Origin of the sequence: Haemophilus haemolyticus, assembly GCF_003490935.1 — a bacterium.
Classification (GTDB): Bacteria; Pseudomonadota; Gammaproteobacteria; order Enterobacterales; family Pasteurellaceae; genus Haemophilus; species Haemophilus haemolyticus_M.
In genome coordinates this window covers 133,966-155,946 of the sequence record NZ_QQGD01000002.1, presented here as the reverse complement: position 1 = coordinate 155,946, position 21,981 = coordinate 133,966, and the positions used below count along the sequence as shown (strand labels likewise).

General features: G+C 37.0%; 24 protein-coding genes and 1 pseudogene. 15 read left to right on the top strand and 10 right to left on the bottom strand.

Annotation, left to right across the window (positions count from 1 at the left end; translation table 11 throughout):
* Positions 1–6: 6 nt before the first annotated feature.
* Genes DV417_RS03070 through DV417_RS03050 form a run of 5 tightly spaced genes read right to left on the bottom strand, consistent with a single transcriptional unit; the run spans position 7 to position 5,570 of the window.
* Positions 7–1,002, bottom strand: coding sequence for a hypothetical protein (locus tag DV417_RS03070; RefSeq protein ID WP_118878530.1), 996 nt, complete (start codon positions 1,000–1,002; stop codon positions 7–9).
* An 8-nt stretch (positions 1,003–1,010) separates the two neighbouring features.
* Entirely contained in the window at positions 1,011–3,368 is a 2,358-nt protein-coding gene (locus tag DV417_RS03065; RefSeq protein WP_118878529.1) for a dynamin family protein, read from the bottom strand.
* Positions 3,369–3,395: 27 nt separating this feature from the next.
* Entirely contained in the window at positions 3,396–4,334 is a 939-nt protein-coding gene (locus DV417_RS03060; protein ID WP_118878528.1) for a dynamin family protein, read from the bottom strand.
* 13 nt (positions 4,335–4,347) lie between these two features.
* The gene (locus DV417_RS03055; RefSeq protein ID WP_118878527.1) at positions 4,348–4,671 is read right to left on the bottom strand and encodes a hypothetical protein; all 324 of its coding nucleotides are present in this window, start codon (positions 4,669–4,671) and stop codon (positions 4,348–4,350) included.
* A 2-nt stretch (positions 4,672–4,673) separates the two neighbouring features.
* Positions 4,674–5,570, bottom strand: coding sequence for a helix-turn-helix transcriptional regulator (locus DV417_RS03050; RefSeq protein ID WP_118878526.1), 897 nt, complete (start codon positions 5,568–5,570; stop codon positions 4,674–4,676).
* A 154-nt stretch (positions 5,571–5,724) separates the two neighbouring features.
* Here DV417_RS03050 and DV417_RS03045 point away from each other — a divergent pair, with 154 nt between their 5' ends.
* A complete protein-coding gene (locus DV417_RS03045) occupies positions 5,725–6,105 on the top strand; it encodes a helix-turn-helix domain-containing protein (protein ID WP_118878525.1) in 381 nt (126 codons plus the stop codon).
* 134 nt (positions 6,106–6,239) lie between these two features.
* Here the strand turns inward: DV417_RS03045 and sodA are convergent, their stop codons facing one another.
* Positions 6,240–6,887, bottom strand: a complete 648-nt coding sequence (sodA, locus tag DV417_RS03040) for a superoxide dismutase [Mn] (RefSeq protein ID WP_046952749.1) — start codon at positions 6,885–6,887, stop codon at positions 6,240–6,242.
* Positions 6,888–7,151: 264 nt separating this feature from the next.
* Between sodA and ccmA the strand changes: the two genes are divergently transcribed.
* The 11 genes from ccmA (at position 7,152) to DV417_RS02985 (ending at position 14,956) form a co-directional block, all read left to right on the top strand.
* Positions 7,152–7,790, top strand: coding sequence for a cytochrome c biogenesis heme-transporting ATPase CcmA (gene ccmA / locus DV417_RS03035; protein ID WP_118878524.1), 639 nt, complete (start codon positions 7,152–7,154; stop codon positions 7,788–7,790).
* Positions 7,791–7,794: 4 nt separating this feature from the next.
* A complete protein-coding gene (gene ccmB / locus DV417_RS03030; RefSeq protein WP_042599623.1) occupies positions 7,795–8,460 on the top strand; it encodes a heme exporter protein CcmB in 666 nt (221 codons plus the stop codon).
* Positions 8,461–8,520: 60 nt separating this feature from the next.
* The gene (locus DV417_RS03025; RefSeq protein ID WP_005634316.1) at positions 8,521–9,261 is read left to right on the top strand and encodes a heme ABC transporter permease; all 741 of its coding nucleotides are present in this window, start codon (positions 8,521–8,523) and stop codon (positions 9,259–9,261) included.
* A 42-nt stretch (positions 9,262–9,303) separates the two neighbouring features.
* Positions 9,304–9,507: a heme exporter protein CcmD gene (gene ccmD / locus DV417_RS03020; protein WP_005634314.1), complete on the top strand. Its 204-nt coding sequence runs from the start codon at positions 9,304–9,306 to the stop codon at positions 9,505–9,507.
* Positions 9,504–10,025 carry a cytochrome c maturation protein CcmE gene (ccmE, locus tag DV417_RS03015; RefSeq protein WP_005631161.1) on the top strand — a complete coding sequence of 174 codons (522 nt, stop codon included), beginning with the start codon at positions 9,504–9,506 and terminating at the stop codon, positions 10,023–10,025. Before ccmD ends, ccmE begins: the two co-directional genes overlap by 4 nt.
* Complete coding sequence (locus tag DV417_RS03010; protein WP_118878523.1) at positions 10,022–11,968, top strand: heme lyase CcmF/NrfE family subunit; 1,947 nt, start codon at positions 10,022–10,024, stop codon at positions 11,966–11,968. The genes ccmE and DV417_RS03010 overlap by 4 nt, the downstream gene beginning before the upstream one ends.
* A gap of 112 nt (positions 11,969–12,080) precedes the next feature.
* Positions 12,081–12,626: a DsbE family thiol:disulfide interchange protein gene (locus DV417_RS03005; RefSeq protein ID WP_118878522.1), complete on the top strand. Its 546-nt coding sequence runs from the start codon at positions 12,081–12,083 to the stop codon at positions 12,624–12,626.
* Complete coding sequence (locus tag DV417_RS03000) at positions 12,626–13,087, top strand: cytochrome c-type biogenesis protein (RefSeq protein WP_118878521.1); 462 nt, start codon at positions 12,626–12,628, stop codon at positions 13,085–13,087. Before DV417_RS03005 ends, DV417_RS03000 begins: the two co-directional genes overlap by 1 nt.
* Positions 13,088–14,005, top strand: a complete 918-nt coding sequence (gene ccmI / locus DV417_RS02995) for a c-type cytochrome biogenesis protein CcmI (protein ID WP_065249941.1) — start codon at positions 13,088–13,090, stop codon at positions 14,003–14,005. It begins immediately after the preceding gene.
* A gap of 111 nt (positions 14,006–14,116) precedes the next feature.
* Complete coding sequence (locus DV417_RS02990; protein ID WP_118878520.1) at positions 14,117–14,647, top strand: DUF8095 domain-containing protein; 531 nt, start codon at positions 14,117–14,119, stop codon at positions 14,645–14,647.
* 9 nt (positions 14,648–14,656) lie between these two features.
* Positions 14,657–14,956 (top strand): hypothetical protein, encoded by a 300-nt coding sequence (locus tag DV417_RS02985; RefSeq protein ID WP_065249943.1) that lies wholly within the window; start codon positions 14,657–14,659, stop codon positions 14,954–14,956.
* A 72-nt stretch (positions 14,957–15,028) separates the two neighbouring features.
* On the opposite strand, the pseudogene DV417_RS09650 reads toward DV417_RS02985, so the two are convergent.
* The 3 genes and pseudogenes from DV417_RS09650 to DV417_RS02970 form a co-directional block, all read right to left on the bottom strand.
* Positions 15,029–15,303 (bottom strand): annotated as a pseudogene (locus DV417_RS09650) (IS3 family transposase); the annotation flags it as partial.
* Positions 15,304–15,746: 443 nt separating this feature from the next.
* Positions 15,747–16,505, bottom strand: coding sequence for a uridine phosphorylase (gene udp / locus DV417_RS02975; protein WP_005635080.1), 759 nt, complete (start codon positions 16,503–16,505; stop codon positions 15,747–15,749).
* A gap of 102 nt (positions 16,506–16,607) precedes the next feature.
* Complete coding sequence (locus DV417_RS02970; RefSeq protein WP_118878519.1) at positions 16,608–18,107, bottom strand: helicase HerA-like C-terminal domain-containing protein; 1,500 nt, start codon at positions 18,105–18,107, stop codon at positions 16,608–16,610.
* A gap of 124 nt (positions 18,108–18,231) precedes the next feature.
* Here DV417_RS02970 and DV417_RS02965 point away from each other — a divergent pair, with 124 nt between their 5' ends.
* Genes DV417_RS02965 through DV417_RS02955 form a run of 3 tightly spaced genes read left to right on the top strand, consistent with a single transcriptional unit; the run spans position 18,232 to position 20,173 of the window.
* Positions 18,232–18,894: an MOSC domain-containing protein gene (locus DV417_RS02965; protein ID WP_118878518.1), complete on the top strand. Its 663-nt coding sequence runs from the start codon at positions 18,232–18,234 to the stop codon at positions 18,892–18,894.
* A gap of 2 nt (positions 18,895–18,896) precedes the next feature.
* Entirely contained in the window at positions 18,897–19,379 is a 483-nt protein-coding gene (locus DV417_RS02960; RefSeq protein ID WP_118878517.1) for a YchJ family protein, read from the top strand.
* Positions 19,376–20,173: a virulence factor BrkB family protein gene (locus DV417_RS02955; protein ID WP_118878516.1), complete on the top strand. Its 798-nt coding sequence runs from the start codon at positions 19,376–19,378 to the stop codon at positions 20,171–20,173. The genes DV417_RS02960 and DV417_RS02955 overlap by 4 nt, the downstream gene beginning before the upstream one ends.
* A gap of 43 nt (positions 20,174–20,216) precedes the next feature.
* On the opposite strand, the gene lpt6 is transcribed toward DV417_RS02955, so the two are convergent.
* Positions 20,217–21,872: a phosphoethanolamine transferase Lpt6 gene (lpt6, locus tag DV417_RS02950; protein ID WP_118878515.1), complete on the bottom strand. Its 1,656-nt coding sequence runs from the start codon at positions 21,870–21,872 to the stop codon at positions 20,217–20,219.
* Between the last annotated feature and the right edge of the window lie 109 nt (positions 21,873–21,981).

The window sequence follows — 21,981 nt, the reverse complement described above, 5'->3', positions numbered from 1 at the left end:
TCAGTCCTATTTAAAAATAGCAAATAATGCAACAGCTAAAACCAATACAGCACCACCGATCATTGCAACCGTTTTAATGAAACCATTATCATTTTCTGGCTCATTGTACTTAGGAACGTCTTGACGAGGTTGTTGATAACGTGGTTGTTCTTGTTTCGGTGGTTCTTGTCTAGTTGTATATGAACGAGAAGATGATGAACTTGAAGTTGTGCTAGTCTGTTGGCGAGGCTCAACACGAACTTGCTCTTGTGCTTTTTCCACAATAATTTGTTGGAAATTGCGATCACCTTTTTTCATCAGGGTTTCACGAACGTTGGCTAAATGCAGCAGCCGAGCTAATGAAAAGTTTTTATTCAAATAAACTTGTTGTTGATTAAAATAATCTACGTTCCAATTTTCTTCATTCTTATCAATATCTTGAATAAAAGCACTTTCTTCAGCTTGTTCAAAAACAGATGGCTTGTATTGATGAACATACCAAATTGATTTAAATACTTCTTCTAAATCCATTCGGCGATTATTTAACATTGACATTAAATAAGTTCTGATTTTGCTTAAATTCCCTTCTGATAAGAAATTAGTTAATTTTTCATTAGGTTTGAAATTAAGTAAGTCAGGTTTTGCTATATTCTCTTCTTTTTTCACTGCTTGAGATTTATGTGCTACTGAATAAATCGGTGTAACTGTTTCTACTTCCTTGGGTTGCTCAAATGTAGCAGGCTGATTGCTTGCTTGAACAAGCGGTTTTAAAATACCTTGTTCTTGCAAATGTTTTTTTACCTTAATCAAATGCTGAACTAATTCTTTAGAAAAATTAAAGTCTAAGTCCATTGCTTTTTGATTAAAATAATCTTCCGACCAACGGTGTTGATGTTGTTCTAGCGATACCATAATCTCATTGTATGGTTCAAACAAATCATCTGCTAAAGCTGAAAATGCTTTTTCATTTTCTAAAAACGGGACTTGCCCGTTTTTTAAAGAGGTAATAAATTGCTGTTTCATAGTTTTTCCTATAACGCTAAAACTTCATTTAATTTATGTTTAAATTTTTGAATACGTTCTAATTTATCTTTAGCTTGAGCCGCTAATACTTTGATTTTCTCTTTATCTGCAGTTTTAGCTTGTAAATCAGAAATAATTTCTTTGAATTTCACTTCAAATTCTTTTTCCATAAATTCTTTAAATGAATTAGCATAGGCCTCAGTATCGGTTTCTACTTTAGTTGCTGCAGCCTTAGTGAGTTCATTGAAGTAATGAGTAATTTCAAACTCACGGTTTTCCCAAAGTGCATCGGCATCAACGTATTCAATTCGTTTTTCTACATCGTCATATACATCAACGGTTCGGTAACGAGTTTCATAAACGTCTTCTTCGTTTCCCCAGGTCCAAGGTTTATACCAAGTGGATGTACTGCGAGTTCCAGTTTTTACTCTATAAGATTCTTCTTTTGTTCCTGTTTTTACTCTTTCTTTAGTTATACTTTCTTCAATTTCATCACTATTTAAACCTAAACCAGTCATTGTGGCGATATTACTTACTTGAGCTTTTAAGCCATCTAATACAGGGAGAGGGATACCATCTAACCCTTCAAATAAATCTTTTACATAATTATTGAAAATATGACCTAATTTTTCTTGAGTAATACCTTGAGCTTCTAAAATGACATTTTCAAGATTATTAATTAAGCGTGAAGATTCAAAATTAATGCTTTCCGTTAGTATACGGATTTTTCTTTCTGCTTGTTTAGGTGTGATTTCACCACCGTTGCCTATAAAATCATCTTGGAAACGATAAATTCTTTGACGAATAGCTGATTCTTCTTCATCAATTTTTGAAATGGCGTTGCGTGGATAAAGTGATTTTTTATCTTTAATCACTTTTTCCATATTTACTTTTGCTTTTGCAAAGTGATTTTTATTAGAGGCTAATGATTTTAATTGAGCCTCAATGCTTTCCATTTCACTTAAGTGTTCATTTAACTCAACAAGGGTTTCATTTTCATTACTACTTACTGCAATTGCCGCATTTAATGCTTGATAAGCACGGTTTACTCGATTTGGTAAGTTATATTTGTCAATATATTCATCAATCATTGACTCAATTGCAGGTAAACCACTTCGTTCTAACACTAATGGAAGATTTTTCTCTTTTAAATTACGACGAGCCGAAGATGTTAATGGCATATATTTCACTAAGTCCATCGTTGGTTCTTCAGTAAATAAATTTTCCATTGAGGTTAAATCATCACGTTCTTTACGCGTTAAATGATTCGGCATTTCAGTCCGTTTACGATACAAACGGGTCAAATTCGCTGAAACAGGATAAATTAATGGGTTTTCAATGCCGTTATCTTCTAAATATTTTGTGATGCGACCTAATGCTGCTTCTACATTTTCGCCAGCTTCAGGATCAAAGGCATCCATTTTATTTACAACGAAGATAAAGCGATCTTTTGATTGTTTGCCACCTTGTTGCATAATTTTGGCAATCTCACTGAGTACCTGTTGATCGTCATTTGTAGCAAGGGTCATTGCATTTAAGATATATAGAATTAATGGATTACGTACTGAATCTTGAATATGTTGCATTGTAGTACGAGCATGCTCAGGATCTTGGCTATTATTTGGTCCTGGAGTGTCGGTAATAACTAAACGTACATTTTCACGCTCATTAATACCGATAATATTACCTTCTAATTTGATTAGTTTTGTATCAGGTTTTGCATTCCATTCTTTTAACATTTCAAGGGTGACTCGTTGTAGAGCATCAACTTCAATACCGTCTTTGTTAAAACGAGAACCAACAAATTCGCCAACTGGTTTTGAATCATTATCTGTAATTTGCGCAATGGTTGCAGTTGTTGCTTCATTCGCTGCTGGCAACAAATCTGTACCAAGCATTGCATTGATCAATGTTGATTTGCCTGAAGACATTGTTGCAGCCACATAAACATCAAAATCTTTGTTCATGGCTTCATTAAACATCTCTCTGATTTTAGGACTTTTTTTGAGATTGTCGCCAAAATCAGGATGCTTTTCAGCTTCTTTCATTAAATCTTGAATCTTTGTAATGCGAGAAACAGGATCTTCTGATTCAATCCATCTAAGTTGGATAGCCATTCCTTTTTCATTTGCTATTTTTGCAGCTTCCTGAATATCTAGCCAATCCGCTTCTACGCCTTGAAACTCAAGATTAAAATGTGTATTACCCCCTGTAAAGTTATACAATTCATCGAATAAATACTCGATCCATAATTGTAAACGACGAGTACGATTTTGCTCTGCAAATGCACTTTGTACTGGAGTACCATTAATTTCAAATACAGTTTCTACTGTAAATGGATTGTGGGAAATAAAAACATTGTTCATATTAAGTACCTTTATGTGGATAAAAAATTATTTAAGATTTGCAAGACGAGTTTGTAATAAATAATTAACTACACCAAAACCTGATTTCATTAAAGCTCTTTCTAAACGTTGTTTGGTAATCGTATTTCCGTTTACAGTTTTCACTCTACCGTCAGTTTTTGTTTTCTTAATATTGTTTAAAATTTTTAATTTTTTTGCGGTTTCGATAGTTGAAGCAACAATTAAATTCGTATTTAAGCTATCTAGTGCGGTATTCAACTTGGCTCTTTCGGAACGAGTAAGTTGTTCTTTATTTAACATTTTTTGTAATACCAATGCATAATTGGCTGCGGTTGGGATAATTGTTGGGTTATTAAATCCGACGTCAGTTAAATATTTCTGGGTTCTTATTACGACTTGATCCAGGCGTTCACCTTTTTCTTCATCAAGACAGTCTGCTTTATTTAATAGGAAAAGAATTTCTTTATTTGGATCTTTCCCTAATGCTTCTTTGATTTTTTCTAACAAGCTTCTATCGTCATTTACACCTAATTGAGTAGCGTTTAAAACATATAAAATTAATCCATAACCACCATCGTTGATTACTTCCATAGTTAATGCTTCGTGATTATCATCTTGGCTGTTATTAGGGCCAGGTGTGTCATAAATAACTAATTCAGCTTCATCGTTATATAACGCCTCAATATCTCCCATCAAATCAATCATCTTAATTTTAGGGTTTGCATTCCATTCTCTTAATGTTTGTGCATCAATATTATGGGCTTCTGCAATAAGTTCTGACTTATAGCCATATGCATTACCTGAAAAGAAAGGTAAATCATCCTTATCATGAATACGAGTAATGGTTGCTGTTGTAGCCTCATTGGCAGAATGTAGTAATTCTTTTCCAATAAGCGCATTAATTACAGTGGATTTACCCGCACTCATTGTGGCAACAACAATAATTTCAAATAAATTATTATGCATAAATTAAAATACCTCACTTTTTATATCTAATATTGATTCGATTATTTGCCAAATCTCGACTAATTTCATAATCAGGACTCCAAGTTAAAAGATTATGTGCCAAGATAAAGGCTGCGGATAAAATGCCATAGCGTTTATTCAGAACAGATGATAGCAGGCTTGTCATACGTTTTTCTGTATAAATTCGGCATTTTAGGTTTTGTTTTTCGATATATTCTTCTAGTTCACCACAGATGGAAATCATATCGGTAAGTGATACTTGATAAATTTCAAAGCTAGCACGTTGATTTATTAAATTTTGGTAATAAGTGCGGTAATTATTTGATGTGATTTCCATTGTTAAGCTCCAATATTTGCCATATAGTCTTTCAACTTAGCAATCATTCGTTCTTGTAAATCATTCGGGCTGACGATAGTTAAAAATGGAATCCAATATTGCACCAATGGAATAATTTCTAACTCGTGAATGTTTTTGCAAGAGAGCAGAAGCTCGCCATTTTCTAATTTTCGGATAGTTTCTTGGTTTGGTAGCAAATTGCGTCGAGTGAAATAATGGGCAACGGAAGCATCTACTTTGATTACAACTTCACTAATTTGATTGCCGTGAGAAATGCTGTCGCTTTTTTGAATTTCTGAGAGAAATTGTTCATTAGGTTTGAATGTTTTATCTGTTATATTTAAAAAATGGATTTGAGTAAAGCAAAAGGTTTTTTGTTTTCCATTTTCAAGACCGATGAGATACCAAACCCCATTTTTATTTAACAGCACATAAGGCTCAACTTCACGATTTGAGGCATTTTGAGTGCCGAGTTTTTGATAGGTAAATTGCACTATGCAATGTTTTTCAATGGCATTTTGAAGTTGTTTAAATTCTTGTTGGCGATGCTGAATCGTTTCGTAATGTAATCCTTTAACGGCAATACTTTCATTTAAACTATGTTGAAAAAATTCACGATCTATTTTAGGGAAAAGATCTTGAACACTGGCGAAATGGGCAAATCGTTCAATATCTTCTTTAGTGAACACACCGAGTTGGGCGCGGTTTAAACGATAAAAGCGCGGTCCATTTTGTTCCCAATTTAAAAAAACAAGACGTTCATTTAGATCTTTTTGTAAGGTGCGAATGCCGATAGAAAAGCGATCAGCTAATTCATTAATATCAATCTGCCCAGTGGTATTCAATTCCACCAAAATAGAAGCTAAACGTTCCGCTAGTTTTTCGTGTTTGTTCGACATAGTTATTCTCTTGATTTCAATATATGTGCGTATTTTATGTAAAGTATTTGCACGGTTGATTCGGGCGAGAAAAATATTTTGTATAAAATCTCGCTTATTGTAAGAATTTAACTCTTTATTGCAAGATTTTAATTCTCTTTTTATTGGGTGGTGAATGTCTATACTCGTTCCATTCAAAAAATGGAATAAAGAAAATGGCGTGAAAGATAAAGTTGAGATAAATAAACAAGTGGGAGCTTCTATTGCAAAATATCGGAAAGCCTCAGGTTTATCACAAGCAAAAGTGGCAGAAATATTGGGATTAAGCAATGATGCCATTTCAAGAATGGAGCGCGGCAGGATTGGATTAAATGTAGAGCGTTTATGTGAATTTGCAACACTGTTTCAATGCCGTGTGTCTGATTTAATCACAGATAGTAGTTTGCAACCATCGGATCAAATTTATCAACTTGATCGATTATTAAATCAATTAAATGATATGGAAAGAAGAAAATTAATTTTATTGATTGAGCAAATGATCGAATGGAAAAATTAGCTACAGAAAATTATGGTTGATTATCCGTTGATAACAGTCTAACTTTTGGGGCTAGTCGTTTTCACCGCACTTTTATATATTGAGTATAGGGAAAGAAGAAAAGCCTAGCGTTTGCTAGGCTTCTTTAATATTGATTATTTTGCACAGTTGCAGTGTGCTGTTTTTTGTTCAAAACGTTCTGCGACGAAATCCCAGTTTACCACGTTCCAGAATTCTTTAATGTAATCTGGACGACGGTTTTGGAATTTTAAGTAGTAAGCGTGTTCCCAAACGTCTAAACCTAAAAGTGGGAAACCTTCACAACCTGCCACTTCTTTACCCATTAATGGGTTATCTTGGTTTGCTGTTGATACCACTGCCAATTTACCTTCAGCAGTTAATACTAACCACGCCCAACCTGAACCAAAACGAGTTGCTGCTGCTTTTTCAAATTCTGCTTTAAATGCATCTACAGAACCGAAATCACGTTCGATAGCATCTTTTAATGCGCCCTGTAAGGTTGTGCCTTTTTTCAAACCTTTCCAGAATAAGCTGTGGTTTGCATGACCGCCTGCGTTATTGCGTAATACGCCACGTTTTTCTGCAGGGATTTTGTCAAGGTTAGAAACTAATTGACCCGGGCACATTTCCACTAATTCAGCTGGTAAACCTTCTAATGCAGCGTTTGCATTGTTTACATAAGCTTGGTGGTGTTTGCTGTGGTGGATTTCCATTGTTTGCGCATCGAAATGTGGTTCTAATGCATCGTAGGCGTAGCCTAATTCGGGTAGAGTGTAAGCCATAATTTATTCCTTCTATTATGTAAAGACAAATTTCGTTGAGGGTTTTGGTCTATAACCAAAATTGGGCAAATAATAGCAAAAATTTTGATTTAGATCATTAAATGTTTTTCCTTTTACATTAATAGACGAATTTATTAAACCTTGTTTTAAATCAATAAACCTGTCGATCTACACCTAAAGAGTTATCTGTTTTGGGGGCTAAAATCTCGTCAAATATTTCTCTTGTGATAGAATACCGCCACTTTTTATTTTCCCTTTGCAATTATGTTTGAACCACACAAGTTATCTCTGCAAAATTTATCCTGCCAACGTGGTGAGCGAGTACTTTTTCGTGCTTTGACTTGCGATTTTAATAGCGGTGATTTTGTACAAATTGAAGGGCATAACGGCATAGGTAAAACCAGTTTATTACGTATTCTTGCGGGTTTAGCTCAACCTTTAGAAGGCGAAGTGCGGTGGGATGCTGAAGCAATTTATAAACAACGTGAGCAGTATCATCAGAATTTGCTTTATTTGGGTCATCTTTCGGGTGTTAAACCAGAATTAACCGCGTGGGAAAATTTGCAGTTTTATCAACGAATTAGTCAAGCGGAGCAAAATACTGATATTTTGTGGGATTTGCTTGAGAAAGTGGGATTGTTAGGTCGAGAAGATTTGCCCGCTGCACAACTTTCTGCAGGGCAACAAAAACGTATCGCGTTAGGTCGCTTATGGCTGTCTCAAGCGCCCTTATGGATTTTAGATGAGCCCTTTACTGCGATTGATAAAAAAGGCGTGGAAATTCTAACCGCACTTTTTGATGAGCATGCTCAACGTGGAGGTATTGTATTATTGACCAGCCACCAAGAAGTGCCAAGTTCTCATCTGCAAAAATTGAATTTAGCGGCTTATAAAGCGGAATAACTTGATGATTTTTTTAGAGATAATTAAACGGGAACTTCAAATTGCGATGCGCAAAAATGCGGAAATTTTAAATCCGCTATGGTTCTTTTTGCTTGTGATTACTTTGTTTCCGCTTGTTATTGGGCCGGATCCTAAATTACTTTCCCGTATCGCACCGGGTATTGCATGGGTAGCAGCATTACTTTCAGCATTGCTTTCTTTTGAACGTTTGTTTCGTGATGATTTTATTGATGGTTCTCTTGAACAATTAATGTTAACCGCACAGCCTTTGCCGATGACGGCTCTGGCTAAAGTCGTTGCACATTGGTTGCTCACTGGTTTGCCGCTTATTTTGCTATCACCTATTGCTGCTTTATTGCTTTCTCTTGAGGTCAATATTTGGTGGGCATTGGTTTTGACATTGTTACTGGGCACCCCTGTATTGAGTTGTATCGGTGCAATTGGCGTCGCTTTAACGGTGGGATTGCGAAAAGGTGGCGTGTTGTTGAGTTTGCTTGTTGTTCCGTTGTTTATTCCTGTTTTAATTTTTGCATCATCAATATTAGAGGCAGCTGGATTAAATGTACCTTATGGGGGACAATTGGCGATTTTAGGTGCCATGATGGTTGGCGCAGTAACGCTTTCGCCTTTTGCCATCGCCGCGGCACTGCGAATTAGTTTAGATAATTAATTTCATTCCACCGTATAAAAGTGCGGTGGTTTTTCTCTTTAATTTTTAAGGATCTTTTTTATGTGGAAGTGGCTACATCCTTATGCAAAACCAGAAACTCAATATCGTATCTGCGGTAAATTGAGTCCGTTATTTGCATTTTTAACGCTTATTTTACTCGGAGTTGGCATTGTATGGGGTTTAGCATTCGCCCCAGCAGATTACCAACAGGGCAATAGTTTCCGAATTATGTATGTACATGTTCCGACAGCGATTTGGTCAATGGGTGTGTATGGTTCAATGGCGATTGCTGCTGTGGTTGCCCTTGTGTGGCAAATTAAGCAAGCTCACCTCGCCATGATTGCAATGGCGCCAATTGGTGCATTGTTTACTTTTTTATCGCTTGTTACGGGGGCAATTTGGGGTAAACCAATGTGGGGCACTTGGTGGGTGTGGGATGCTCGCTTAACTGCAGAATTGATTTTATTTTTTCTTTATCTTGGTATCTTAGCGCTTTATTCTGCTTTTTCAGATCGTAACGTAGGAGCAAAAGCTGCCGGGATTTTATGCATTACAACGGTCGTGATTTTACCGATTATTCATTTTTCGGTGGAATGGTGGAACACGTTACATCAAGGTGCGAGTATCACTAAACTGGAAAAACCATCCATTGCAATTCCAATGTTGGTTCCATTGATTTTGTGTATCTTCGGTTTTTTAACCTTGTATATTTGGCTTACTTTAGTTCGTTATCGCGTGGAATTATTGAAAGAAGATGCGAAACGTCCTTGGGTTAAAGCATTGGCTCAAACACTGAAATAACGTGCGGTTAGTTTTTTAGCGATTTTTTATAAGGAATATTTTATGTTTTTCCAAACTTGGAGTGATTTTTTTAATATGGGTGGCTACGGTTTTTACGTATGGTTATCCTATGCAGTAAGTTTAGTGGCAGTTATTGCCTTAATTGTTCAAAGTGTAAAACAACGCAAGACAGTGTTACAAAATGTATTGCGTGAGCAACAACGCGAAGAACGTTTACAACAAGCAAATAAAGGGAACACACTATGAATCCAAGACGTAAATCCAGATTTAAATTAGTCATTTTTGTTGTGCTCGGCATTGCAATTGCAAGTGGATTGATGCTGTATGCGTTACGTCAAAATATCGACTTGTTTTATACGCCATCTGAAGTGATCCAAGGTAAGGATAATAACCCGAATCAAAAACCAGAAGTGGGGCAACGTATTCGTGTTGGCGGTATGGTAGTTGAAGGCACAGTAGTGCGTGATCCAAAAAGCTTAAAAGTGCGGTTCGATTTAAATGATATTGGCCCTGCGATCACTGTTGAATATGAAGGCATTTTGCCAGATCTTTTCCGTGAAGGACAAGGTATTGTGGCTCAAGGTGTATTAACTCAGCCAACCGTTTTAACTGCGACAGAAGTATTGGCTAAACACGATGAAAATTATGTGCCACCAGAATTAGGTGAAAAAATGCAAAAAGTGCATAAACCAATGGGGATTGGCGATGCAGATTTAAAAGGCGAAAGCACACGTGATCGTCAAGAAAAAGAAGGCGCAAAATGATTGCTGAATTAGGAAATTATGCGCTGGCTTTAAGTTTAGCCGTATCGCTTATGTTAGCGATTTTCCCTTTGTGGGGGGCAGAAAAGGGCAATGCACAATTAATGGCACTAGCTCGCCCAATGACTTATGGTTTATTTGCAAGTTTAAGCATTGCTTTTGCTGCGTTATTTTATTTATTCGCAGTAAATGATTTTAGTGTGCAGTATGTGGTGAATAACTCTAATACGGCTTTACCTATTTATTATCGTTTGTCTGCCGTATGGGGTTCTCACGAAGGTTCTTTATTGCTGTGGATTTGGCTACTGGCCGTTTGGTCATCTGCCGTTGCGTTGTTGAGTAAACATTTACCCCAAGAAGCGGTTGCTCGTGTGCTTGGTATTATGGGGATTATTAGCGTAGGTTTTGTGTTGTTCGTCTTGTTCACCTCAAATCCTTTTACGCGTACTTTCCCGGATTTCCCAGTGGACGGAAAAGAGCTCAATCCAATGTTGCAAGATGTAGGCTTGATTTTCCACCCTCCATTACTTTATATGGGCTATGTCGGTTTTTCTGTGGCATTTGCGTTTGCGATTGCATCCTTAATTACCGGAAAATTAGATTCAGCTTGGGCGCGTTGGTCACGTCCTTGGACGCTTGCTGCTTGGGTGTTTTTAACTTTAGGTATCGTACTCGGTTCTTGGTGGGCTTATTATGAGCTTGGCTGGGGTGGCTGGTGGTTCTGGGATCCAGTAGAAAACTCATCGTTTATGCCGTGGCTTGCTGGTACAGCATTGATTCACTCTCTTTCTGTGACAGAAAAACGTGGTTCTTTCAAAGCTTGGACGGTATTACTGGCGATTTTAGCCTTTTCACTTTGTTTACTTGGAACCTTCTTAGTTCGTTCGGGCATCTTAGTTTCAGTTCACGCATTTGCATCGGATCCAACTCGTGGTTTGTATATTTTGGCTTACCTCGTTGTGGTGATTGGTGGTTCACTTGCGCTCTATGCGTATAAAGGAAGTCAAATTCGTTCTCGCGATAATGCAGAACGCTATTCACGTGAAAGTATGTTGTTATTAAATAATATCTTATTAATGACCGCACTTTGCGTTGTATTCTTAGGAACGTTGTTACCGCTCGTTCACAAACAACTTGGTTTAGGTTCTATTTCTATTGGTGCGCCATTCTTTGATCAAATGTTCTTAATTATTATGACACCATTTGCATTATTGCTTGGTATTGGACCTTTGGTGAAATGGCGTAGAGACCAATTTTCTGCAATTCGTACGCCTGTTGTTATTAGCGTATTTGTTATGGTGATTGCAGGTTTTGCGTTACCTTACTTCTTGCAAGATAAAATTACCGTGAGTTCGGTGCTTGGTTCAATGATGACCGTGATTATTGCGTTACTTGCGCTTTACGAATTGCAACAACGTGCGACGCATCGTGAACCATTCTTTGTGGGCGTACGCAAACTATCTCGTTCTCATTGGGGAATGATGTTAGCTCACTTAGGTGTAGCAATGACCGTATGGGGTATCGCATTTAGCCAAAACTTTAGCGTAGAACGTGATGTTCGAATGAAAGTCGGCGAGAGTGCACAAATTGGTCGTTACGATTTTAAATTCGCAGGTGTGACGGACGCGAATGGTCCAAATTATGTTGGTGGAAAAGCGCAAATTGATATTTCGAAAGATGGGCAACCAGAGACAAGTTTATTCGCAGAAAAACGTTTTTACACAGTAAGTCGTATGTCTATGACAGAAGCTGCCATTGCTGGTGGTTTAACTCGAGATCTTTATGTGGCACTTGGTGAAAAACTTGAGGATAATTCTTGGGCGTTACGCTTATATTACAAGCCGTTTATTCGTTGGATTTGGATTGGCGGCTTGTTTATGGCGTTAGGTGGATTGTTGTGTATGTTCGATAGACGCTATCGATTTAACGCTTTATTGAAAAAATAATATGGCGGCGCATCTCGATTAAGGTGTTCCTTAACTTTTAATTAGCTTGTGTGAACAATGAAGGCTTTATAAAAACTTACTTTGTTTTTTTATATTTAAAGTGCGGTAAAAAATGAAAAAAAAATTACTCGTTCCTCTTATTCTCTTTTTATCGATAACAATTGCCTTTTTAGTGCAATTAAAACGTAATGCGCAAGGTGAAGATATTAAAGCATTAGAGTCTGCTTTGGTTGGAAAGCCTGTGCCAGCAAAAAATTTAACGGAGCTTTTTGAAAATAAAGCTTACACGACTGAATTGTTTCAACAAGGTAAGCCCGTTTTGCTTAATGTGTGGGCGACTTGGTGTCCGACTTGTTATGCCGAACATCAATATTTAAACAAACTTGCTAAAGATGGTGTGCGAATTATCGGTTTAGATTATAAAGATGAATCACCTAAAGCAATGAAGTGGCTAAAAGATCTTGGCAATCCTTATAAAGTTGTTTTAAAAGATGAAAAAGGTTCTTTCGGTTTGGACTTAGGAGTATATGGTGCGCCAGAAACGTTCATTGTAGATGGAAAAGGCGTGATTCATTATCGTTATGCCGGTGATGTAAACGAGAAAGTTTGGACTCAGACTTTAAAACCAATTTATGACAAACTTTCGGAGCAACAATAATGAAAAAAATATGGCTATTTTTAACCGCACTTTTGTTTAGCTCAGTGGCGTTTTCATCCATTGATGCGCTTAATTTTAGTTCTCCACAGCAAGAGAGTGATTACCATCAATTAACACAATATTTGCGTTGCCCTCAATGTCAAAATAACAATATTGCGGATTCCAACGCAACTATTGCTGTGGATATGCGTGGCAAAGTATTTGAGCTTTTACAAGAAGGCAAATCTAAAAATGACGTTGTGGATTATATGGTGGCGCGCTATGGCAATTTTGTAACTTACGATCCACCTATGACAGCGAGTACATTAGTGCTATGGATTGCCCCATTATTGCTTGTGTTGTTAGGCGTAGTATTTTTATTAAAACGTAAACCAAAAGCTCAAAGTGCGGTGAAATCCCAAGATGTTTTAACGGATGAAGATAATGCGCGTTTGGCAGAATTATTAAACAAGGATAAATAGATGAATTTTGCATTAATTTTTATATTAACCACTTTAGTTGTGGCGTTAATTTGTTTTTATCCTTTATTACGTCAATTCAAAGCGAAACATGGGCAAAAACGTGATGATTTAAATAAGGCGTTATATTTCTCACGCTTGGAAGAAATTGAGCAAGATAATTCCCAAGGTTTAGTTGAAAATGTTGAACAACTTAAACAAGAATTACAGAAAACTTTGCTTGATGATGTTCCGAGCAAGGTTCAAGAGAATGTGGATTTTTTAGGCAAATCTTATGGGAAAGTATGGTTTGTATCTGGCGTGTTGGCGCTAGGAATTATCGCGGGCTCTTCTTATTTTATGGTGGGATCTTGGCAAGCCGAATCTATGTTAGAGCAAACTTATGCGAAATTGCCCTATTTCTTTGATCGAATGAAAGATGAAGATAAAAATCCATTTTCTGATGCAGAAATGCAGCAATTTTCTACCGCACTTCGAATCGATTTGCAGAAAAATCCAACTGATGCAAAAAAATGGTGGATGCTTGGTCAAATTGGGATGAATTTAGGTGATGCGCGTTTGGCATTTGATAGCTATCAAAAGGCTAATAAACTCGAACCAGATAATGTGCAATATAAATTAGGTTATGCTCGTATATTGATGTTCTCTGAAGACGCGACTGATAAACTTAAAGGTGGCGATTTATTGCGTCAAGTGATTCGTCAAGATCACACTAATGTTGAGGCGTTAAGTCTGCTCGCATTCCGTTACTTTGAAACGGAAGATTATAAAATGGCTGCAGTGACTTGGGCGATGATGCTGCGCTTAATGCCTAAAGATGATGAGCGTGTTCCACTAATTGAAAAAAGTATTCGTGCTGCGCGTGATGCTTTAGAAGCTCAAAACGAAGAAAAATCAAAAAGTATTACCCCTGAAAAATAACCTAGTATCATATAAGTCTTTTTGGTATAGTGCTTTGGTGTTGTTGGCATGTGGTTAGTTGTTAGTATTTCATGTGAGAAATACAGTCCAGGATATTAAGGAAAACGGGAAATGGATTATAAAAATCACACATTTTTTTCTTTATTTTGTTGTATGCTGATTAGCTTGCTTATACCACGCTTATCTCTTGCAGAAGGAATGTCTAGCTCAGTAACTTATGTTGATGAAAAAGATAAAAAGGCTTTTAATTCTGATGTTTCTGGTAATGATGTGCAGAAGCTTGCACAAAGTATTGAGTTAAAAGTTTATAAAATTGACGAGATGAGTTCATCTGAGAGTGTTTTTGAGTCTCCAGCTGGCATTTGTCAAGGATTTAAAGTGAAAAGAGGTGTGGATTACACAAATTCAACTCACAATTATCTTTCACCAAATGATAAAAGTGAATATTACGGCAGTGTAACGGGGGCGACGATTTATAATCAAAAAGATCCTCAAAATTTAAGTTATGTACCAGTTTATTCAATTACAGATAAAGATTTATCTAAGCGTATTCAGTTAAAAGAAAATAAAACATTAAAGGAAAAAGCAGCGAATTATGTATCAGAAGGTAGGGCTGTATTAACTGACGTAATTTGTAAATAGGATGATTTAATGAGAAAAATAGTTTTTGTTAGTTGTGCAATCTTAGGTTTAGCAGCATGTTCATCTCAACCAGAACAAACTGGTGGCGGTGTTTATGATATGAAGGCTGTGCAAGAGTATAATGCTCGTGTAACAAGTGGTAATACGGTTACTCAGGCACAGAAAGATAAAGTGGCAAGTCAAGTTGATACTAACTTAAAATTGAATGCGAGTGATAATAAGGTTAGAACTCGAGTGAGAAGTTCGCTACCAGTTATTCCTGTAGTCCCAAGTGTCGGGTATCATTATAATTATCATCATTTTAGATAGAAAAAATAAAGCCTTGATAATTCAGCAAACTCCAAAAGGTTAGGCTGTTAAATCAAGGCTAAGTTATGGGAATCATAGGGTTAGTTCTCTTAGTTTAAACTGAATACGCTTATGGTTGTAATAATGAATGTATTCATGGATCGTTTTTCTAGTTGCTCAAAAGCATCAAATTATTTTCTGTCGTAAACCCCGTTTTTACTATCCAAAGAAGCTATTTATCATCGTATTATCTAGACAATTTCCTTTTCTTGACATACTTTTCAAATACTATTTTTCAACAGGATTTCTTGATAACTTCTTATTTGATATTGCCAACCCTTGGCAAAATGTAAAATAGGGTTTGCCCCTCAAGCCTTGCTACCATTTTCTACATATTCAAATTCATTTAGGTTTATTACCCATCTTTCATTAGTTCAACTCAGTCAGAATTTGTACGATTTATTGATTATATGGTCGATGATTTAGTTAAATTCTAACTATCAAAACTCTATGAGTTATTCTGTTTAGAGCAGTTTTAAACTCACTTTAAAACAATTAGTTAAGAGGAATTTAAGTTAGTATCTAGGATAGCCCAAAATTGTTTAATCCAGTCTCTCAAGATTATGTCAGTAAAATGAAAATATTTCTTTGTGAGAAAAGGATTTTTACTGTGTCGAAGATAAAAATCGATCACTTGTTGTTTGACTGATTGGGTATATTTAATGATAAAAAATCTGCACCTTAATCAGTTAGTTGTCTCGTCAACTTTTGGGTGCAGATTACAAGGCTTTATTCTTTCAATTAAAAGAGATTAACTTAACAACGCCTGCGCAGCTGCGATCACAACAGACACAGCTTTTTCTTCCGTTTGTTTCATTGTTGCTTCATTTGGAATTTCTTGTTGAGTGCGGTTTACAATCACGCCCGCAACCATCCCTGCACGCAAACCTAATGCGCTACACATGGTAAACAATGTTGATGATTCCATTTCATAGTTCATCACATTCAAATCTTGCCATTGTTTAAGTAGCCCTTGGTAATCACGATATACTTTACCGCTATAGGTATCATAGCGTTCTTGACCTGGATAGAATGTATCAGATGATGCGGTTACGCCTACATAAGGCTCGATACCTTTTGCTTTCGCTGCATTATAAAGTGCGGTTGTACATTCAAAGTTTGCCACTGCAGGATATTCTAATGGTGCAAAATGACGGCTTGCACCATCTAAGCGAACAGAAGCGGTTGTGATAAGAACATCACCTACATTAATATGTGGCTGAATGGCGCCCGTTGTACCAATCCGCAAGAAAGTACGAACACCAAGTTGAGCAAGCTCTTCCACACAAATTGATGTTGATGGCCCACCAATACCTGTAGAACATACTACAACAGGTTGTCCATTAAGATAACCTAACCATGAAGTAAATTCACGCGTGCTAGCAAGAAACTCTGGATTATCAAGTTGTTTAGCAATACGTTCACTACGAGCAGGATCGCCAGGAACAATAGCTAGTGTAGCCCCTTTCAATTGGGATTTTGTGAGGTTTAGGTGGAATACGTCTGACATAATAAATCTCCTTATTGCCATTTAACGTGATGATTTCACCCTGAGGCGAAATCAGATTTTTGAATAAATAAAAGCACGCGAGTATTTTTCGAAAATACAACTTTATCTCTTAAGCGCGCCCATTATGCCTCTCATAATTTGCTTGGTAATTTGATTTCGAATATTTCGCCCTACAGACTGCGCAACACTATTTACAATTTGCTCAGTTGGCGATAATTTTTCACCGCGCTTTTGCGTACCAAAAATCATTCGACTCAAACTACCTAAGAAACCGTTTTCTTCTTCCGCTTGGGCTTGCTCTGCTTGTTTTTGTTGTACCGCAGCTAAATCCGCTTGAGCAGTTAATACTTCAAAGGCAGATTCATTATCTACATATTCTTTATAATACGCATAAAGATCATCATCTTTCACCCAAGCATTACGCTCGTCTGTCGTTAATGGTGAAAGCTGACTTTTTGGCGGATAGATATAGGCAATTTCAACTGGCGTAGGCATGCCTTTTTCATCTAAAAATGATACCAATGCTTGCCCCACTCCAAGGGTTGAAATAGTCTCAACGACATTCACTGAAGGGTTTGCTCGGAAAGTTTCTGCAGCTGATTTTACAGCTTTTTGATCGCGCGGAGTAAATGCACGAAGAGCGTGTTGAACACGATTACCTAACTGCCCTAATACGGTATCTGGCAAATCAAGTGGGTTCTGCGTGACAAAATAGATTCCCACACCTTTAGAACGAATCAAACGTACAACTTGTTCTACTTTTTCCACTAATACGCTCGGTGCACCGTCAAACAATAAGTGTGCTTCATCAAAAAACATAACAAATTTAGGTTTCTCAGGATCACCCACTTCTGGCAGTTGTTCAAAGAGTTCTGCCATCAACCATAATAGAAATGCACTATACATTCTTGGGGAATTAATCAATTTTTCAGAATTGAGTACATTAATTACCCCTCGCCCATCGCGAGTTTGCATCCAGTCATCTAGATTCAATGCTGGCTCACCAAATAAATTTATAGCGCCTTCATTTTCAAGTGTCAGTAACGCTCGTTGGATTGCGCCAACACTTGCGGTCGAAACATTACCATACTCAACTTGGAAGGTTTTCGCATTCTCTGCAACATATTTCAGCATTGCACGAAGATCTTTTAAATCAATGAGCAATAGACCTTTATCATCTGCCACACGAAATACGAGGTTTAATAATCCTTCTTGCGTAGCATTTAGATTCAATAAACGAGAAAGCAACAAAGGGCCCATTTCAGAAATAGTTGTTCGGAGAGGAATGCCCGTTTGGCCAAAAACATCCCAAAAAGAAACAGGATAGCCATTGAGATAACTTTCATTGCCTAACTCGAACTGCTCAATTCGTTCCGCAATTTTGCCCTGAAATTGACCGCTCTTTACTAAGCCAGAAAGATCGCCTTTCACGTCCACTAAAAATACCGGAACCCCATCATCACTGAAGGCTTCTGCCATTTTACGTAATGTGACAGTTTTACCCGTACCTGTTGCGCCAGCAATAAGGCCATGGCGGTTAGCCATTTTGGCCGTGATGCCTAGGATTTTACCTTGTTCTGTGCGAGAGAGAGCGTATTGCATAAATGAATATCCTTTTGTTTTTTGTTGTAACGAATAATAAGTAAAAAAAGAAGTGCGGTCAAAAAGTTAAACGTTTTCGGTTATAATTCCACGAAAATTTTTTCTGGAACAATAAAAAAGCAAAATGAATGCAAAAATTTTAGTCATAAAAGTGGGACAAGTTCAAACCCTAACTTTTTCAGATGGAAGCGTATACGAAAGCGCAATTCGTAAGAAAACCGTACAATCGGTAAAAATTCATTCTCTTGGTGCAGAAGGAAACGATGTGGGCTTGAAAAAACATCATGGTGGTGTAGATAAATCTCTCTTTTTTATGTCGGCAGGTTCTTTTAATGAATTAAATACGTTATTAAATAAAGATTTTTCTTATATGGAAACTGCTACATACGGAGAAAATTTTGTCGTTTCAGGCTTGAATGAAGACAATGTCTGCATTGGCGATCGTTATCAAATTGGCTCAACAATTTTAGAAGTGTCTCAGCCGCGCAAGCCTTGTGAGCGTTTATCAAAAAATACGGAAAACGAAGATACTCGCGATATTGTTTATCAAACTGGGCTCAGTGGATGGTATGTTCGCGTCATTGAAACGGGAGAAATTAGACAAGGTGATGAATTGAAATTGCTCGCGCGCCCTTATCCGCAAGTAACAATTCGCCATTTAAATCGCTTGTTATCTGCACCCGAAAATGAAGCAGAACTAGAAGCGGCATTAGATATTGAAGTATTAGCTGAAGCCTTTAAACGCTCAATTCGATCGCAAGTATCGAAATTCAAACAACAGGGATAAATATGTCAGAAATTTCAACCGCACTTTCAGAAGACTGTCCATGTCAATCTGGCCATCATTACGCAGATTGTTGTGGCAAATTTCATTTGAGACAAGCGTTTCCCGAAACAGCAGAACAACTCATGCGTTCACGTTATACCGCTTATGTTTTAAAAAATATACCTTATATTGTTGCAACAACTGTGCCAAACCAACAAAGTTTATTAGAGACTCATCTATTGCAAGAATGGGCTGACAACACGACATGGCTAGGATTAGAAATCCTAAAAACAGAAAACCTTACAAAAACTCAAAGCGCGGTGGAATTTAAAGCTATTTTTCAAGGCGAAGAGGGAGAACTAACCCATCAAGAGCGGTCAATTTTTGTGAAAATTGAAAACCGTTGGTATTTTATTGATCCGACCGTATCCTTGCCTACAATGAAACAACCTTGTGTATGTGGTTCCGGTAAAAAATTTAAACATTGCTGTGGGGGATTTTTATGATTTCATTGAAACAATTTAGCCTGCTCTTTTGGAAACGTTTTTCAGAAAATAAACTCAACCAAGCTGCTGCCGCGCTAACTTATAGCACGATGCTTGCTATCGTACCAATGGTGATGGTGATTTTTTCTATATTCTCTGCATTTCCTGTATTCAATGAAGTGACAGGGGAACTGAAAGAAATGATTTTCACCAATTTTGCGCCATCGGCAAGTGATATGGTGGGCGAATATATCGATCAATTCGTATTAAACTCAAAGAAAATGAGTGCGGTGGGAATTGTGAGTTTAATTGCCGTTGCCTTGATGCTAATTAATAACATCGACCGAACCATCAACAGCATTTGGCATGATACCAGTATTCGCCCTATTTTTACCTCTTTCGCAATTTACTGGATGATTCTGACTTTTGGACCTCTTGTTATAGGTACAAGTATAGGGATTAGCTCTTATATAAAAGTCATGTTTGAACAATCGGAAACGCTTTCACTCGGTGTGAAATTGCTCAGTTTACTCCCATTCTTTTTCACATGGTTTATTTTCACATTAATTTATACCATCGTGCCAAATAAGAAAGTGGATATCAGATATTCCGCTTGTGGTGCGCTTATTGCCGCGATCTTCTTTACACTCGGTAAACAAGCCTTTACTTGGTATATCACCACATTCCCTTCTTATCAACTAATCTATGGCGCAATGGCAACATTGCCGATTATGCTATTGTGGATTCAGATTAGCTGGCTAGTTGTGTTGGTCGGGGCTCAATTATCTGAAGTATTAGGTGAGTTAAAAGAATAAAAATGGAAAGACCGATTTATCAACATCGGTCTTTTTTATTTAGCTATTTTGCAATTTTTAAGGTTTGATAGAGGTAATGACGATAGTCATTCACAAATGCAGGATTAGAAGAATCTTCCAATTTTCCGTTACTTAGTTTACACATTGCCATATTCGCTTTCATAAATTCATCTTCTGCTGATAATCCAGCTACATTCATCAAGACACTTCCGGCAAAAGCAAGATCTAAAAAATGTTGTTCTTGCTTAAATTGGCTCGCACAATTACTTCTTACAACGAATTGCGTCACATAATCGGGCTGTGCATAATCTCCTTTCTTCGGAGGGATAACATTATCAAATGCTACTTGGTGATCACCGAAATACCCTAGAACAAAAGGCTTTTTACGTTCATGTAAATAGTTATTCATTCCTTCAATCGCATCATTCAAGGCGACAATACGTTGAGTATAATCATTCAATGCAGAAATACTTTTAGCCCCTAAATTAGGCATTTGAAGATTAAATGTATTTTCCATGCCCAATTCATATGGACCATGTTCTCGCATAGTCAATACATAAACAAACATTGGCTGATCTACATTTTCTAACGCCGGATGCTGCTTTTCCAAAATCATTCGGGTGTACGTCATCATTTCTTCACTACTAATATCCCAAAGATTTTTACTGATAGGCGCAGGATAACCAAGATCTTGCGGCTGTAACATCAAATCAAAACCGAAATGATCATAAGCGGATTTCGCATTGTAGTTACCTTTTGTAAAAGGCGACAAAGCAACACAAAAATATCCTTGAGCTTTTAGATTTTTCACTAAGCCTGATTGCAAGTGCGGTACAACAGAATAAAAAACGCCACTTGCTAACGCGCCAAAATCGGTCGAAGGCACACCGGCTAAAAAAGCAAATTCTGATTTCCACGTTGCGCCAGCAAAAGTATGTACACGCAACGGCGAAGCAAATACTGTATCACTTTGAGGCTCAAACATGGAAAGTGGTGGAATAGATTGCTGACTAAAAGCAAATTGATGAGGGTTTAGCGTGGATTCCATTAATGTTACAACAATATCGGGTTTTGTTTCAGATACCTTGTTTGTATCAGATGAAAGTGCGGTCATTTTTTCAATAAAATTTTGGCTATTGCCATCAAAATTTGGCACTTTGAAAAAAATACCGCGGCAAGACATTGGTAAATTCAAAAATACATCACGCCCGTCATCAGGCAAAGAATCTAACCAAACTTGCACCGCACTTGGCTTTTTAGAATAATGCCACATCAAGCTAAAGCTAACGATAAACAATAACGCCCCAATACTATTACCTAATATCCCTAAAGACTCGACATCATTAAAACCAAAAATCGCATAACCTAATAACGCAATTAGCCCAATAACGCCAAACAATGCACCTTTATAATGAATTAAGGTTTCCCAATTTCGCCAATCCACCACAAGAAAGAAATCTGAAATTAACAAAGGCTGTTTGTAATAATGAATTTTTAAACGGTGAAATAACATCAGTACCACAAAAAGCACAGATGAAAAATTTAAAGCTCGTTGCCATTGGCCAGAAACCATAAGCATGCCACCAAATAAAAAAGTAAAAAGCGTAATAGCAAAGAAATAAGTCCAACGATAATGAGAGTTTACGATAAAAATCACTGCCGCAATTGTGAATAAAGCTAAGAAAATATAAGCGATCATGAATTTTCCCTATGATGCATAACAGACTAAAATGAGACATGACAATGTCTGCGCACTTTATCACGTAAACGTAATAGATTGAACGGGAAAAGAAAATTATTTAGATAAT

Bases quoted from the DNA above. Each gene is read 5' to 3' on its own strand.
- DV417_RS03070 (WP_118878530.1), bottom strand. From the start codon at position 1,002: ATGAAACAGCAATTTATTACCTCTTTAAAAAACGGGCAAGTCCCGTTT.
- DV417_RS03065 (WP_118878529.1), bottom strand. From the start codon at position 3,368: ATGAACAATGTTTTTATTTCCCACAATCCATTTACAGTAGAAACTGTA.
- DV417_RS03060 (WP_118878528.1), bottom strand. From the start codon at position 4,334: ATGCATAATAATTTATTTGAAATTATTGTTGTTGCCACAATGAGTGCG.
- DV417_RS03055 (WP_118878527.1), bottom strand. From the start codon at position 4,671: ATGGAAATCACATCAAATAATTACCGCACTTATTACCAAAATTTAATA.
- DV417_RS03050 (WP_118878526.1), bottom strand. From the start codon at position 5,570: ATGTCGAACAAACACGAAAAACTAGCGGAACGTTTAGCTTCTATTTTG.
- DV417_RS03045 (WP_118878525.1), top strand. From the start codon at position 5,725: ATGTCTATACTCGTTCCATTCAAAAAATGGAATAAAGAAAATGGCGTG.
- sodA (WP_046952749.1), bottom strand. From the start codon at position 6,887: ATGGCTTACACTCTACCCGAATTAGGCTACGCCTACGATGCATTAGAA.
- ccmA (WP_118878524.1), top strand. From the start codon at position 7,152: ATGTTTGAACCACACAAGTTATCTCTGCAAAATTTATCCTGCCAACGT.
- ccmB (WP_042599623.1), top strand. From the start codon at position 7,795: ATGATTTTTTTAGAGATAATTAAACGGGAACTTCAAATTGCGATGCGC.
- DV417_RS03025 (WP_005634316.1), top strand. From the start codon at position 8,521: ATGTGGAAGTGGCTACATCCTTATGCAAAACCAGAAACTCAATATCGT.
- ccmD (WP_005634314.1), top strand. From the start codon at position 9,304: ATGTTTTTCCAAACTTGGAGTGATTTTTTTAATATGGGTGGCTACGGT.
- ccmE (WP_005631161.1), top strand. From the start codon at position 9,504: ATGAATCCAAGACGTAAATCCAGATTTAAATTAGTCATTTTTGTTGTG.
- DV417_RS03010 (WP_118878523.1), top strand. From the start codon at position 10,022: ATGATTGCTGAATTAGGAAATTATGCGCTGGCTTTAAGTTTAGCCGTA.
- DV417_RS03005 (WP_118878522.1), top strand. From the start codon at position 12,081: ATGAAAAAAAAATTACTCGTTCCTCTTATTCTCTTTTTATCGATAACA.
- DV417_RS03000 (WP_118878521.1), top strand. From the start codon at position 12,626: ATGAAAAAAATATGGCTATTTTTAACCGCACTTTTGTTTAGCTCAGTG.
- ccmI (WP_065249941.1), top strand. From the start codon at position 13,088: ATGAATTTTGCATTAATTTTTATATTAACCACTTTAGTTGTGGCGTTA.
- DV417_RS02990 (WP_118878520.1), top strand. From the start codon at position 14,117: ATGGATTATAAAAATCACACATTTTTTTCTTTATTTTGTTGTATGCTG.
- DV417_RS02985 (WP_065249943.1), top strand. From the start codon at position 14,657: ATGAGAAAAATAGTTTTTGTTAGTTGTGCAATCTTAGGTTTAGCAGCA.
- udp (WP_005635080.1), bottom strand. From the start codon at position 16,505: ATGTCAGACGTATTCCACCTAAACCTCACAAAATCCCAATTGAAAGGG.
- DV417_RS02970 (WP_118878519.1), bottom strand. From the start codon at position 18,107: ATGCAATACGCTCTCTCTCGCACAGAACAAGGTAAAATCCTAGGCATC.
- DV417_RS02965 (WP_118878518.1), top strand. From the start codon at position 18,232: ATGAATGCAAAAATTTTAGTCATAAAAGTGGGACAAGTTCAAACCCTA.
- DV417_RS02960 (WP_118878517.1), top strand. From the start codon at position 18,897: ATGTCAGAAATTTCAACCGCACTTTCAGAAGACTGTCCATGTCAATCT.
- DV417_RS02955 (WP_118878516.1), top strand. From the start codon at position 19,376: ATGATTTCATTGAAACAATTTAGCCTGCTCTTTTGGAAACGTTTTTCA.
- lpt6 (WP_118878515.1), bottom strand. From the start codon at position 21,872: ATGATCGCTTATATTTTCTTAGCTTTATTCACAATTGCGGCAGTGATT.